Below are 12,986 nucleotides of genomic sequence, written 5' to 3'. Positions count from 1 at the left end.
GTCATGGTCGCCGGTCCCGGCGGCCACGTCAACCGGTCGGGCTGAGCGGTTTCAGAACGCGCGAATGCCGTCCCACTCCACCAGCTTCCAGCCGGTGCCCGGGCTGCCCTTGATCACCACCCGGCCGATGTTGGGCAATGGGTGGTCGGTCATCAGCTCATCGCGCGGATTCTTCACGTTCATCAGGGTCCACGTCATGATCGACGCGGCGTGGGAGAACGCCACCGGATTGGTGTCGCCGCTGTCGTAGATCCGCTGAACCGCGGCGCCGAACTCGTCGTTGAACTGGTTGCCGTCGATCGAGCCGGGGATGGCGGTGGTCCGGTAACCGTGAATCCAAGCCTGCGGGGCGAGCAGATACGCTGCGTTGACCACCGACCCGGGCTTGTCGCCGAACCAGCCGGCGCTGATCTCACGCAGTCCGGGCAGGATCTGCACCTGACGGCCGAGCTCGCGCGCCAGCGGGGCGGCGGTCTGCTGGGTGCGTGCCATCGAGGAGGCGTAGACACCGTCATAGTGGTTGCGCGAGAGCTGATCCGCGATCTCCTGAGCCTCGGCGCGGCCCTTCTCGGTCAGCCCCGGACCTGGCACCGAGGTGTCGACGATCCCGGCGGCATTGGCTTCGGATTCCGCGTGCCGGACCAAGGTCAAGGTGATGGTGCGCGGATGCGGTGTGGATGAACAACCGCCCAGCACCAGCGCCACGGCGAACGCGGCCGACACCAGTGCGATCAACTTTCTGCTGCGGTTCCCCATGCGCGTCCCCATGGCGACAGCCTGCCGTGTCGGCGGCACCGACGGGGCCGGTTCTGCTGAAATGGTGAGGCGAATCCCCTTCGACGACCGCCTGAGGAGAACCCATGGCACTGGACCCGACAGCCATCGGCGTAACCACCGATCCGGTGCTGGTCGAATGGACCGATCGCGACACCATGCTCTATGCGCTCGGGGTCGGCGCCGGGACGGCCGATCTGGCGTTCACCACCGAGAACAGTCACGACATCACCCAGCAGGTGCTGCCCACCTACGCCGTCATCTGCTGCTTGGGCTTCGCGGCCGCCGGCAAGATCGGCACCTTCAACCCGGCGATGCTGCTGCACGGCTCCCAGGAGGTGCGGCTGTTCGCGCCGCTGCCCGCCGCCGGAAGTCTGCAGGTGGTCGCCGAGGTCGCCGACATCCAGGACAAGGGGGAGGGCAAGAACGCCGTCGTGATGCTGCGGGCCCGCGGCACCGACCCCAAGACCTCCGAGCCGATCGCCGAGACGCTGACGACTGTGGTCATCCGCAAGGCCGGCGGCTTCGGCGGGGAGCCGGGGCAGCGGCCGGTCGCCCCGCAGATCCCGGACTCCGAGCCGGATGCGCGCATCGCCTATCCGACCCGGGAAGACCAGGCGCTGCTGTATCGGCTCTCCGGCGACCGCAACCCGCTGCACAGCGACCCCTGGTTCGCCACCACGCTGGCCGGGTTCCCCAAGCCGATCCTGCACGGGCTGTGCACCTACGGCTTCGCCGGACGGGCGCTGGTCGCCGAACTCGGCGGCGGCGACGCCCACCGGGTCAGCGCGATCGCGGCGCGCTTCACCGACCCGGTGTTTCCGGGGGAGACGCTGACCACCTCGATCTGGCGCACCGAGCCGGGTAAGGCGGTGTTCCGCACCGAGGCCTCCGGGCCCGATGGCGGTAACGCGCGGGTGGTGCTCGACGACGGGGCGGCCGAATACCGGGGCTGAGGCCCATTCTCTTCGCCGAGCGTGCGGTTTTATCCGTGACGCGCCGCAGGGGGCGGATGAAACCGCACGCTCAGGCCAGCCGCTCGGCCAACCGCGCGGTGAACTCGGCCACCCGGGCCGGGCTGTCCAGGGCGAACCGGGCGGCGGTGGCGCGGTCGCCGTCGTCGGTGTGCCGCACCACGATTCCGGCGCCGGCCAGATCGGCCACCGCGTCGAAGGCGTCCTCGTCGGTGATGTCGTCGCCGAGGAACAGTGGCGTCACCGGGTCCAACTGCTCCAGAATCCAGTGCAGCGTGCGGCCCTTGTCCCAGTCGATCTCCGGGCGCAGCTCGATCACTTCGCGGCCGGTTGTCACCCGCAGCCCGCGGCGGCGCCCGGCATCGCGCACCGCCGCCGTCGCCTCGCCGACTCGGTCGCGGGCCGCGTTGCGGTAGTGCACCGCGACGGCGTATCGCTTGTGTTCCACCATGACTCCCGGTATCGGCCCGAGCCGGTCACGCAGCGACGCGGCCGCAGCGGCCAGTACCGGCACCGCGTCGGCGGCGGCGTCGTTCTGGTGGTGGGCACCGTCCGGGCCGGTCAGCTCGAAGCCGTGGCTGCCGGCGTACCAGATCCCGTCCACACCGACGCGCGCCCGCACGTCGGCCAGATCGCGCCCGGACAGCACCGCGACCGGGCACCGGGCGGCCAACGCCGCCAACGCCTCCACCGCACCGGCCACCGGACGGGCCGCGTCGGGATCGTCGACGATCTCCGACAACGTGCCGTCGAAGTCGAAGAACACCGCCGGGCGGGTCAGCGCGTCCAACTGCAACTCGGTCATCGCGTCGGGCAGCGCTGACATCGGCCGATCCCCGGTGCGCACCGCGAGCTGATCCGGGTCCGCCACGGCCGCGTCGGCGCCGTCAAAGCCGACCCCGATCACCAGCGCGAAACCCGCACTGCGAGCGGCGATTACGTCCGCTTCGGAGTCGGTGAGCACCACACACCGGCCCGGGCGCACCCCCAGCTCGGCGGCCGCGGACACCAGCTCGGCGCTGGAAGCCACCGGCCGCACCCGCACCCCGGCCTGCTGCAGCCGCGCCGCCAGCGCCGCCGTGCCGTCGCCCACGCCTAACAGCACCGCGTCGTGCCGGCGCGGGTCGATCATGATCGGCACCTTACGGCCCGCCTTCCTTACAGTTGAACGGTAGCTACCACGGTGTCACACCGCTTAGCGTGGAGGGGTGAGCCCCGGAATCCTGGTCGGTGTCGACGGGTCGCCGTCGTCGAACGCTGCGGTCGAGTGGGCGGCCCGCGACGCCGCCCTGCACAATCTGCCGTTGTCGCTGGTCCACGTGCTGGCCCCACCGGTGGTGATGACGTTCCCCGAGACGCCGATGCCGCCCGGCTACACCGAGTGGCAGCACGAACAGGGCGAACGCCACCTGCGGGAAGCCGTCAGGATCGCCGAGACCCACGGCCCGAATCTGCGGGTCGACGCCGAGATCGTGGTCGGCTCGACGGTTCCGATGCTGGTGGACGCCAGTCGCCGGGCCGCCCGACTGGTGGTCGGCTCCCGCGGGCACGGGCTGCTGCGGCGCAGCCTGCTCGGCTCGGTCAGCTCGTCGCTGGTCCGGCATGCGCACTGCCCGGTGGTGGTCCTGCACGAAGAGCAGCAGCGCTCCGACACTGCACCGGTGGTGGTCGGCATCGACGGCTCCCCGGTGTCGGAGGCGGCAACAGCGGTGGCGTTCGAGGAGGCGTCGCTGCGCGGGGTGGAACTGGTGGCGGTGTACGCCTGGCACGACACCGGCGTGCTCGACTTTCCCGGGATCGACGCGGCCGCAATGGCATCCGACGGCGAACTGGCCCTGGCCGAGCGGCTGGCCGGCTGGCGGGAGCGCTACCCCGACGTCACGGTGCGCCGGGTGGTGGTCTGCGACCGGCCGGCCGACCAACTCGTCGAGCAGTCCCAGCAGGCCCAGCTGGTGGTGGTGGGCAGCCACGGCCGCGGCGGCTTTACCGGCATGCTGCTGGGCTCGGTCAGCCAGGCGGTGGTGCAGTCGGCGCATGCGCCGGTGCTGGTGGTGCGCCCGGAGGCGTGACGGCTGCGCTCAGACGCGGCCGACGGACACCGCGCCGGTGGCCGGGGCTGGCGTAACCTGTTGGGCCACCGGACTCGGCCGTGACCACACTCGCTGCGGCCACCAGAACCAGCGGCCCAGCAGTGCGGCGATCGACGGCGTCATGAACGAGCGGATCACCAGGGTGTCAATCAACAGACCCAGCCCGATGGTGGAGCCCACCTGACCGATCACCCGCAGATCGGAGACCAGCATCGACATCATGGTGAACGCGAACACCAGGCCCGCTGAGGTGACGACGGAGCCACTGCCGCCCATGGCCCGGATGATGCCCGTCTTGATCCCGCCGGGCAGTTCTTCCTTCATCCGGGACACCAGCAACAGGTTGTAGTCCGAGCCGACGGCCAACAGGATGATCACCGACATCGCCAGCACCATCCAGTGCAGGTCCAGCCCGATGATGTGCTGCCAGATCAGCACCGAGATCCCGAACGAGGTGCCCAGCGACAACAGCACGGTGCCGACGATCACCGCCGAGGCCACCACGGCGCGGGTGATCAGCAGCATGATGATGAAGATCAGGCACAGCGACGCGATACCCGCGATGATCAGGTCGTAGGCCGAGCCGTCCTTCATGTCCTTGAACACCGACGCGGTACCGGCCAGGTACACCTTGGAGCCTTCCAGCGGGGTGCCCTTGAGCGCCTCGTGCACGGCGTGCTTGATCGGCTGGATGTGCGAGACGCCTTCCGGCGACATCGGATCACCCTCGTGGCTGATGATGAACCGCACCGCGTGGCCGTCGGGCGACAGGAACATCTTCATGCCGCGCTTGAAGTCGGGGTTGTCGAACGCCTCGGGTGGCAGATAGAAGGAGTCGTCGTTCTTGGAGTCGTCGAACGCCTTGCCCATGGCGTTCTGGCCCTCCATCATCTTCTCCATCTGCAGCTGCAGCCCCTCCATGGTGGACTGCATCTTCAGCTGGGTCTCCCGCATGTTCTCCATGGTCTCGATCATCGGCGGCATGATCTCGAGCATCCGCGGCATCAGCCGGTCGAGGTTGTCGATGTCGGGCAGCACCTTTTCGAAATCCTCGGTCATCTGGTCGAGGCCGTCCATCACGTCGAAGATCGACCGGATCGACCAGCAGATCGGGATATCGAAACAGTGCGGCTCCCAATAGAAGTAGCTACGCATCGGGCGCCACATGTCGTCGAAGTCGGCGATCTCGTCGCGCATCCGCTGGATGTCGTCGAGCATCTGGTGCATCTTGAGATCCATGCTGTGGGTCGTCGCGGACATCTCACGGGTGACCTGGAGCATCTGCTTCATGCTCTCGATGGAGACCTGCATGTCCTCGCCCATTTTCAGCATGTTCTTCATGCTGTCGAGCTGGTACTTCATGTTCAGCTGCTGGGTGGTGCCCTGCATGCTGATCGCGAACGGGATCGTGGTGTGCTCGATCGGCGTGCCCAGCGGCCGGGTGATGGTCTGCACCCGCCCGATGCCGGGGACCTCGAAGACCCGTTTGGCGATCCGGTTGATGATCAGGAAGTCCGCCGGGTTGCGCATGTCGTGATCGGCTTCGATCATCAACAGCTCCGGGTTCATCCGGGCCTGGGAGAAGTGCCGATCCGCGGCGGCGTAGCCGATGTTGGCCGGCACGTAGCCCGGCAGGTACTGCCGGTCGTTGTAGTTGGTCTTGTACCCCGGCAAGGTGAGCAGCCCGACCAGGCAGACCGCCGTGGTGGCCACCAGCACCGGCCCCGGCCAGCGCACGATCATCGCGCCGATCCGCCGCCAGGTGCGGATCCGCATCGCCCGCTTGGGCTCGAGCATCCCGAAGCGGCTGGCCACCGTCACCACCGCGGCGCCGAACGTGAGCGCCGCGAAGACCACCACCAGCATGCCGATCGCCAGCGGGATACCCAGCGACCGGAAGTAGGGCAGCCGGGTGAAGTGCAGACAGAAGGTCGCGCCGGCGATGGTCAGACCCGAGCCCAGGATCACGTGCGCGGTGCCGTGATACATGGTGTGGAAGGCCGACTCTTTGTCCTCGCCAAGCGCTCGGGCCTCCTGGTAGCGGCCGAGCAGGAAGATCGCGTAGTCCGTCGAGGCGGCGATGGCCAGCGTCACCAGCAGGTTCACCGCGAACGTCGACAGGCCGATGATGTTGTAGTAGCCGAGCACGGCCACCACGCCGCGGGCAGCGCTCAGTTCGAACACCACCATGCCCAGCACCAGCAGCACGGTGCCGATCGACCGGTAGATCGACAGCAGCATCACGATGATCACCACGAACGTCAGCGCGGTGATGATCTTCAGGCTCTTGTCGCCGGCGATGTGCTGGTCGGCGTTGAGCGCGGACCCACCGGTGACGTAGGCGTGCACGCCTTCGGGGGCGGGGGTGTCGGCGATGATCTGCTGGACGGCTTCGACCGACTCGTTGGCCAGCGTCTCGCCCATGTTGCCGGCCAGGTAGACCTGCACATAGGCGGCTTTGCCATCCGGGCTCTGCGAGCCCGCCGCGGTCAGCGGGTCGCTCCAGAAGTCCTGGATGTGCTCGACGTGGGCGTGGTCGGCCTCCATCTTGGCGACCAGTTCGTCGTAGTACTTGTGCGCGTCGTCGCCGAGCGGCTGGTCGCCTTCGAGCACCACCATCGCCGAGCTGTCCGACTTGAACTCGTCGAAGACCTTGCCGATGCGCTTCATGGCGATCATCGACGGGGCGTCCATGGGGCTCATCGACACCGCGCGCAGCTTCCCGACCTCGTCGAGTTGCGGCACGATGACGTTCACCAGGACCGTGATCGCCACCCACGCCAGGATGATCGGCACCGCGAGCCGGCGGATCCACACGGAGATCCCGCTGCGGTGCGGTGATTGGACGGCCGGCATCGAGTCGGTCGGGGTGTTGTCGCTGATGTGTTTGCTCATGCGGATTTCACAATGCAGAAGGTCTGGGCGCTCACGGGGCTGTTGGCGATGCGTTCGTCTTTGACCACGCCGTCGATGGTGACCCGGCAGCCGATGGTGCTGCCGTCACCTTGGGCGACGATGTTGGGGCTCACCGCCGGGTTGGTGGTCGACAGGGTCAGCGACCACGGCAGGCTGGCGCCGTCGACCCGCTGCGGCGTGGCGTCTAAGTCCAGATAGTTGATGTCGGCGTAGGTCCCGTCCGGGCTGAAGATGTCATAGACGACGACCTTGGGATGAAACGGCTTGGTGTCCTCGAACGGGACGGTCCCGCTGCCGCTGTCGTCGGCACCGAAATAGCCGCGGACCCGCTGCACCGTGAACCCCCCCACGAAGAGCACAGCCACGATGAGCAACGGTAACCACGCGCGTCTGAGAACGCCGAACATGAAAGCTGTGGCCCCTTCGGATCGTGCCGGAATCTGACACAGATTAGTGCATCAAAGTTCTTTTTCACACCCAGCCTAAGTGTTTCGTACGTATGTTCGATATGTTGTCGGGTGTGGGCTGGGGCAGCGGGCCGCCGAGCTGGGCGGAGATGGAGCGGGTGCTCGATGGTAAGCCTCGTCACACCCGCGTCGCCGCCGGTGTGTCGGCCGATCGGGGCCGGTCAGCGCCGCGACCCGAGCGGCCCAGGCCGGCCGGCTCGACGGTTCCTTATGCCGAATTGCACGCGCATTCGGCGTACAGCTTCTTAGACGGGGCCAGCACCCCGGCCGAACTGGTCGTCGAGGCCGCCCGACTGGGCCTGCGGGCGATCGCGCTGACCGACCACAACGGTTTGTACGGGGTGGTGCGGTTCGCCGAGGCGGCCGCCGAGCTGGCCGCTGAGGGGCAGGAGATAGCGACGGTCTTCGGCGCCGAACTGTCGCTGGGGCCGCCTTTTTCGCGGGCCCGCACCGACGACCCGGACCCGCCCGGCCCGCACCTGCTGGTGCTGGCCCGCGGCCCGGAGGGCTATCGGCGGTTGTCGCGCCAGATCGCCGCCGCGCACCTGGCCGGCGAAAAAGACAGGCCCCGTTTCGATCTCGACACGCTGGCCGACGCGGCGGGCGGACACTGGCACATCCTGACTGGATGCCGCAAGGGCCACGTCCGCCAGGCACTGGCCACCGGCGGCCCGGATGCGGCCGCGACGGCACTGGCCGGCCTGGTGGACCGGTTCGGGGCCGAGCGGGTCAGCATCGAGCTGACCCGGCACGGCGATCCCTGCGACGACGAGCGCAACGCGGCCCTGGCGGCACTGGCGCCCCGGTTCGGGGTCGGCCTGGTGGCCACCACCGGCGCGCACTTCGCCGGCCCGGACCGGGGCCGGCTGGCGATGGCGATGGGGGCGATCCGGGCCCGGCAGTCGCTGGATGCCGCCGCCGGCCGGTTGGCCCCGCTGGGTGGCTCGCATCTGCGTTCCGGCGCGGAGATGGCCCGGTTGTTCGCGGCACACCCGTCGGCGGTGCCGGCGGCGGCCGAGCTCGGCGAACAGTGCGCGTTTTCGCTGGCGTTGATCGCCCCGCAGCTGCCGCCGTTTGCCGTCCCGGACGGGCACACCGAGGACAGTTGGCTACGGCAGCTGACCCTGACCGGCGCCGCGAAACGCTACGGCCCGCCCGGGAAAGCGCCGCGCGCTCGAAAAGCGTATGCCCAGATCGATCGCGAACTGGAAGTCATTGCCCAGCTGGGGTTTCCGGGCTACTTCCTGGTGGTGCACGACATCACCCAGTTCTGCCGGCGCAGTGACATCCTGTGTCAGGGCAGGGGATCGGCGGCCAACTCCGCGGTCTGCTACGCCCTCGGGGTCACCGCGGTGGATCCGGTGGCCAACGGGCTGCTGTTCGAACGGTTCTTGTCCCCGGCCCGCGACGGCCCGCCCGACATCGACATCGACATCGAGTCGGACCGGCGCGAAGAGGTGATCCAGTACGTCTACGACACATACGGCCGCGACCACGCCGCCCAGGTCGCCAACGTCATCACCTACCGGGGCCGCAGCGCGGTACGGGACATGGCCCGCGCGCTGGGCTACTCACCCGGCCAACAGGACGCCTGGAGCAAGCAGCTGGGCCGGTGGGGCGCATTGAGCCGCGACGACGCTGATGTCGAAGGCATCCCCGAGCGGGTGATCGACTTGGCCACCCAGATCGCGGATCTGCCAAGGCATCTGGGTATCCACTCCGGCGGCATGGTGATCTGTGATCGCCCGATCGCCGACGTGTGCCCGGTGGAATGGGCTCGGATGCCCGGCCGCAGCGTATTGCAGTGGGACAAAGACGACTGTGCGGCAATCGGTCTGGTGAAGTTCGACCTGCTGGGGCTGGGCATGCTCTCCGCGCTGCACTACGCGATCGACCTGGTGGCCGAGCACAAGGGCATCAAGGTGGACCTGGCCGCGATCGACCTGTCCGAACCGGCGGTGTATGAGATGTTGTCGGCCGCCGACTCGGTCGGGGTGTTCCAGGTGGAGTCGCGCGCGCAGATGGCCACGCTGCCGCGGCTGCGCCCGCGGGTGTTCTACGACCTGGTGGTGCAGGTGGCGCTGATCCGCCCCGGGCCGATCCAGGGCGGGTCGGTGCACCCCTACATTCGCCGCCGCAACGGCATCGACCCGGTGACCTACGAGCACCCGTGCATGAAGCGGGCATTGCGAAAAACCCTGGGAATTCCGTTGTTCCAGGAGCAGTTGATGACCCTTGCGGTGGACTGCGCCGGATTCACCGCGAGCGAAGCCGACCAATTGCGCCGCGCGATGGGCTCCAAGCGGTCACCGGAGCGGATGCGCCGGCTGCGAGACCGGTTCTACGACGGCATGGCCGAGTGCCACGGCATCACCGGGGCAGTGGCCGACCGCATCTACGAAAAGCTGGAAGCCTTCGCCAACTACGGGTTTCCGGAGAGTCACGCGATGAGCTTCGCCTCGCTGGTGTTCTATTCGTCCTGGTTCAAGCTGCACCACCCGGCCGCATTCTGCGCCGCACTGCTGCGGGCGCAACCGATGGGCTTCTATTCGCCGCAGTCGCTGGTCGCCGACGCCCGCCGGCACGGGGTCGTGGTGCACGGTCCGGACGTCAACGCCAGCCTGGCGCACGCCACCCTGGAGTGCGACGGCACGCAGGTCCGGCTCGGGCTGGGCGCTGTCCGTGGTATCGGTGACGACCTCGCCGAGCGGCTGGTGGCCGACCGCCAGGCGCACGGGCCGTTCACTTCGATGCTGGATCTGACTGCCCGGGTGCAGCTTTCGGCTCCCCAGGCCGAGGCGCTGGCGACCGCCGGGGCGTTCGGGTGCTTCGGCACGTCGCGCCGCGAGGCGTTGTGGGCGGCCGGGGCGGCGGCGACCCAGCGGCCGGACCGGCTGCCCGGGGTGGGGGTGGCGACGCAGACTCCGGCGCTGCCCGGGATGAGCGAGATCGAGTTGTCCGCCGCCGACGTGTGGGCCACCGGGGTGTCCCCGGACAGCTTCCCAACCCAGTTCCTGCGCGCCGATCTCGATGCGGCCGGGGTCATTCCGGCCGGGCAGCTCACCGCCGTCCCCGACGGCACCCGGGTGCTGGTGGCCGGGGCGGTCACCCACCGGCAGCGGCCGTCGACCGCCCGCGGGGTGACGTTCGTCAACCTCGAGGACGAGACCGGGATGGTCAACGTACTGTGCACGCCGGGGGTGTGGACGCGGCATCGCCGGTTGGCGCAGACCGCGACGGCACTGCTGATCCGTGGGCGGGTGCAGAACGCCAGCGGGGCGGTCACCGTGCTGGCCGAGCGGCTGGGCGCCCTCGAGCTGGTGGTGGGCTCGCGCTCCCGGGACTTCCGGTAGCACCGGCGGTAACCTCCTGGCATGAACCTCAACTTGTCCGCAGACGAAGTCCTGACCACCACCCGATCGGTTCGCAAGCGACTCGACCTCGACAAGCCGGTTCCCCGCGAGGTGCTCATGGAGTGCCTCGAGATCGCCCTGCAGGCGCCGACCGGTTCCAACGCCCAGGGCTGGCAGTGGATGTTCGTCACCGACCCGGTCAAGAAGCAGGCGATCGCCGACATCTACCGCGCCAACGCCGAGCCCTACCTGGACCGGATGAAGCCCGACTACGGCGACGGCGACGTGCGCGGTGAGCGGATGCAGTTCGTCAGCGCCTCGGCCAAATACCTGGCCGAACACATGCAGGACGCGCCGGTGCTGATGATCCCGTGTCTGGAAGGGCGGCCGGAGAAGGCGCCGCTGGGTCTCAGCGCGTCCTTCTGGGCGTCACTGTTCCCGGCCGCGTGGAGCTACTGCCTGGCGTTGCGCTCCCGCGGGTTGGGCTCCTGCTGGACGACGTTGCACCTGCTCGAAGACGGCGAGAAGCAGACCGCCGAGGTGCTCGGCATCCCCTACGAGGAGTACAGCCAGGGCGGGCTGTTCCCGATCGCCTACACCAAGGGCACCGACTTCAAGCCGGCCAAGCGGCTGCCGGCCGAGCAGGTGGCGCACTTCGACACGTGGTGACACCTGCCCTCAGCAGGCCATCCCGCCCCACATCGCCTCAGCGCCGGTATGACCGATGCGGACCACCAGCCAGGTCGACGTGGCCGCGCACAGCAGTGTGCCGGCCCCGGTGAGGCCGACACCGATGCGACGGACCATGGGCGACAGCATGCCCACTTCTGCTGCGAAAAGCGGGGTGTGCAGCGCCCACCAGCAGATCATGGCGATGGTGAGCAGCGCCGACCACACGACGAGCTGGCCGCCCAACGCGGCGTGATGGCGCAGGATCGCGCTACCCATCACCCGGTGCTGCAGCCAGCTGCCGGCGGTCGTGGCCAGCGGGATCGCCAGCAGTGTGCCCGCGGCGACGAACGCCGTGGCGCCACCGATGCGTCGACGTGCGGCCGGCCAGAGCACGACAAGTACCGCCAGCAGCGCGGTCACCGGCACCAGGACCGCGACCAGGTGCGCCAGCAGGGGATGCGCCGGCAGGCCATTGATGGTCTCAAGCATGAGGATTCTGCTCCGGGTCGCAGATCATGACTTGTCGCAGCACGTTTTATCCGACTTCGGCATGGGCTTGTGCGGTTCCATGGGCCTGCCCGGTCGCATCTTGCCGGCGCCCATCCCACCGTGCTTGTGCATGCCCGGGCCCATCTCGCCGGCCGGCATCGGCATGTCGCAGCACGAGTCATCCGAGCCCGGCGCATGGTCCGGCGGCATGTTCGTACCGTGGGACGCCAAGGCCGGAGTCGGCCCGAGGGGGAGCATCCCGGACGATCCCGCCCAGGCGCCGGCGAAGAAGATCGCCACCGCGATACCGGTGAAGGCCAAGGTGCCGGCGACCCTGCGCTTGCGGGAGATTTCCATCAGACATTCCTTTCGGTGGTGGTGAGATATGTAGCGAGATCAGGCGTTGCACTGGCACTGCGAGTGGCTGCCGACGTCCGGGCCGGCCTCGAGGTGATCGGTGTCCGGCCGCCAGTCGAACGGGAAGTGTTTGCTCGAGCCGCCGCGGTATTCGTGGGAGAAGTCGAAACCCTCGGCGTGGTCGCGTTTGACCACGCCCCACGTCGCCACCTGGCCGGGGCCGATCTCCGCGCCCGGTGCGTTCACGGTGGTGACTCGCCGGTTCGGGTCCGCCGTCGGGCCGGTGAGCGCCTCGACGCGCACGTCGACCATTCCGGGAATCTCCGCACGCCAGTAGGCCAGATCCTGGGCCGCGTCGAAAGTGATGGGCGCGTACTCGATCCGGTCCAGCCTGCCGATGAGGCTGCCGAATGCAGCCGGCCAACCGCCTTCTTTCCCGGTGAAGATGCGCTCGAGGGCGTACCGCTGATCCGTGTCGGCCTTGGCGTCGACGTAGAACATCAATTTCATCGTGGCGTCGGGATCGTCGACCCACATGTTGCCGGCGAATTCGCCGAGCGCGACCACGCCCAGACCGGCAAGGCCGGTGTCGCCGTAGTGCCCGTCGTGGATCTGCCAAACCAGGGTGAACAAGCAGTCACCGTGGGTGGGTTGCTGGGCGAACGTGCACGGGCAGGGCAGCTTGCAGCTGCACACGTCGAACCACTCGCCTCGCAGGTGCCAGTCCGCTGCCGTCGATGTAGCCATCAGAGCCTCTCCTTCTTTTCTACCCATACGGGGTAGGGGTATATACGGACGGTACACGGTTGCCTCGGGTGACGGCAAGCGGCCTAGCCCGCCGATTGCCCTGCGCGGCACCGAGAGTCAGGGAGGTGTCGAGCAACGCGGCCGGTC

At 68.6% G+C, this 12,986-nt stretch carries 11 protein-coding genes; 4 read left to right on the top strand and 7 right to left on the bottom strand.

Annotated features, from left to right (window positions below):
- Positions 1–51 precede the first annotated feature (51 nt).
- On the bottom strand, positions 52–768 hold the full coding sequence (locus tag A5694_RS08355) for a histidine phosphatase family protein (RefSeq protein WP_428844266.1): 717 nt from the start codon (positions 766–768) through the stop codon (positions 52–54).
- A gap of 92 nt (positions 769–860) precedes the next feature.
- Here A5694_RS08355 and A5694_RS08350 point away from each other — a divergent pair, with 92 nt between their 5' ends.
- Positions 861–1,730 (top strand): MaoC/PaaZ C-terminal domain-containing protein, encoded by an 870-nt coding sequence (locus A5694_RS08350; protein ID WP_064921372.1) that lies wholly within the window; start codon positions 861–863, stop codon positions 1,728–1,730.
- Positions 1,731–1,800: 70 nt separating this feature from the next.
- Here A5694_RS08350 and otsB read toward each other — a convergent pair whose 3' ends face one another.
- Positions 1,801–2,880, bottom strand: a complete 1,080-nt coding sequence (otsB, locus tag A5694_RS08345; RefSeq protein ID WP_165604340.1) for a trehalose-phosphatase — start codon at positions 2,878–2,880, stop codon at positions 1,801–1,803.
- A 76-nt stretch (positions 2,881–2,956) separates the two neighbouring features.
- On the opposite strand from otsB, the gene A5694_RS08340 reads away from it, so the two are divergent.
- On the top strand, positions 2,957–3,817 hold the full coding sequence (locus A5694_RS08340) for a universal stress protein (RefSeq protein WP_064921370.1): 861 nt from the start codon (positions 2,957–2,959) through the stop codon (positions 3,815–3,817).
- A 9-nt stretch (positions 3,818–3,826) separates the two neighbouring features.
- Here the strand turns inward: A5694_RS08340 and A5694_RS08335 are convergent, their stop codons facing one another.
- Positions 3,827–6,733, bottom strand: coding sequence for an RND family transporter (locus A5694_RS08335; RefSeq protein WP_064921369.1), 2,907 nt, complete (start codon positions 6,731–6,733; stop codon positions 3,827–3,829).
- Entirely contained in the window at positions 6,730–7,161 is a 432-nt protein-coding gene (locus tag A5694_RS08330; protein ID WP_064921368.1) for an MmpS family transport accessory protein, read from the bottom strand. The genes A5694_RS08335 and A5694_RS08330 overlap by 4 nt, the downstream gene beginning before the upstream one ends.
- 113 nt (positions 7,162–7,274) lie before the next feature.
- On the opposite strand from A5694_RS08330, the gene A5694_RS08325 reads away from it, so the two are divergent.
- Positions 7,275–10,574: an error-prone DNA polymerase gene (locus A5694_RS08325; RefSeq protein ID WP_064921412.1), complete on the top strand. Its 3,300-nt coding sequence runs from the start codon at positions 7,275–7,277 to the stop codon at positions 10,572–10,574.
- 21 nt (positions 10,575–10,595) lie between these two features.
- Entirely contained in the window at positions 10,596–11,243 is a 648-nt protein-coding gene (locus A5694_RS08320; RefSeq protein WP_064921367.1) for a nitroreductase family protein, read from the top strand.
- A 9-nt stretch (positions 11,244–11,252) separates the two neighbouring features.
- On the opposite strand, the gene A5694_RS08315 is transcribed toward A5694_RS08320, so the two are convergent.
- Genes A5694_RS08315 through A5694_RS08305 form a run of 3 tightly spaced genes read right to left on the bottom strand, consistent with a single transcriptional unit; the run spans position 11,253 to position 12,839 of the window.
- Positions 11,253–11,735, bottom strand: a complete 483-nt coding sequence (locus A5694_RS08315; RefSeq protein WP_064921366.1) for a hypothetical protein — start codon at positions 11,733–11,735, stop codon at positions 11,253–11,255.
- 24 nt (positions 11,736–11,759) lie between these two features.
- Positions 11,760–12,092: a hypothetical protein gene (locus A5694_RS23630; RefSeq protein ID WP_131809549.1), complete on the bottom strand. Its 333-nt coding sequence runs from the start codon at positions 12,090–12,092 to the stop codon at positions 11,760–11,762.
- Positions 12,093–12,131: 39 nt separating this feature from the next.
- Complete coding sequence (locus tag A5694_RS08305) at positions 12,132–12,839, bottom strand: DUF1326 domain-containing protein (RefSeq protein ID WP_064921364.1); 708 nt, start codon at positions 12,837–12,839, stop codon at positions 12,132–12,134.
- Positions 12,840–12,986 lie beyond the last annotated feature (147 nt).

Origin of the sequence: Mycolicibacter sinensis, assembly GCF_001667945.1 — a bacterium.
In the GTDB taxonomy this organism is placed as follows: domain Bacteria; phylum Actinomycetota; class Actinomycetes; order Mycobacteriales; family Mycobacteriaceae; genus Mycobacterium; species Mycobacterium sinense_B.
Note: the sequence above shows the minus strand (reverse complement) of the source record. Positions and strands in the feature narration are given on the sequence as shown.

Excerpts from the sequence above, each read along its gene's own strand:
- A5694_RS08355 (WP_428844266.1), bottom strand. The coding sequence starts at position 768 with ATGGGGACGCGCATGGGGAACCGCAGCAGAAAGTTGATCGCACTGGTG.
- A5694_RS08350 (WP_064921372.1), top strand. The coding sequence starts at position 861 with ATGGCACTGGACCCGACAGCCATCGGCGTAACCACCGATCCGGTGCTG.
- otsB (WP_165604340.1), bottom strand. The coding sequence starts at position 2,880 with ATGATCGACCCGCGCCGGCACGACGCGGTGCTGTTAGGCGTGGGCGAC.
- A5694_RS08335 (WP_064921369.1), bottom strand. The coding sequence starts at position 6,733 with ATGAGCAAACACATCAGCGACAACACCCCGACCGACTCGATGCCGGCC.
- A5694_RS08330 (WP_064921368.1), bottom strand. The coding sequence starts at position 7,161 with ATGTTCGGCGTTCTCAGACGCGCGTGGTTACCGTTGCTCATCGTGGCT.
- A5694_RS08320 (WP_064921367.1), top strand. The coding sequence starts at position 10,596 with ATGAACCTCAACTTGTCCGCAGACGAAGTCCTGACCACCACCCGATCG.
- A5694_RS08315 (WP_064921366.1), bottom strand. The coding sequence starts at position 11,735 with ATGCTTGAGACCATCAATGGCCTGCCGGCGCATCCCCTGCTGGCGCAC.
- A5694_RS23630 (WP_131809549.1), bottom strand. The coding sequence starts at position 12,092 with ATGGAAATCTCCCGCAAGCGCAGGGTCGCCGGCACCTTGGCCTTCACC.
- A5694_RS08305 (WP_064921364.1), bottom strand. The coding sequence starts at position 12,839 with ATGGCTACATCGACGGCAGCGGACTGGCACCTGCGAGGCGAGTGGTTC.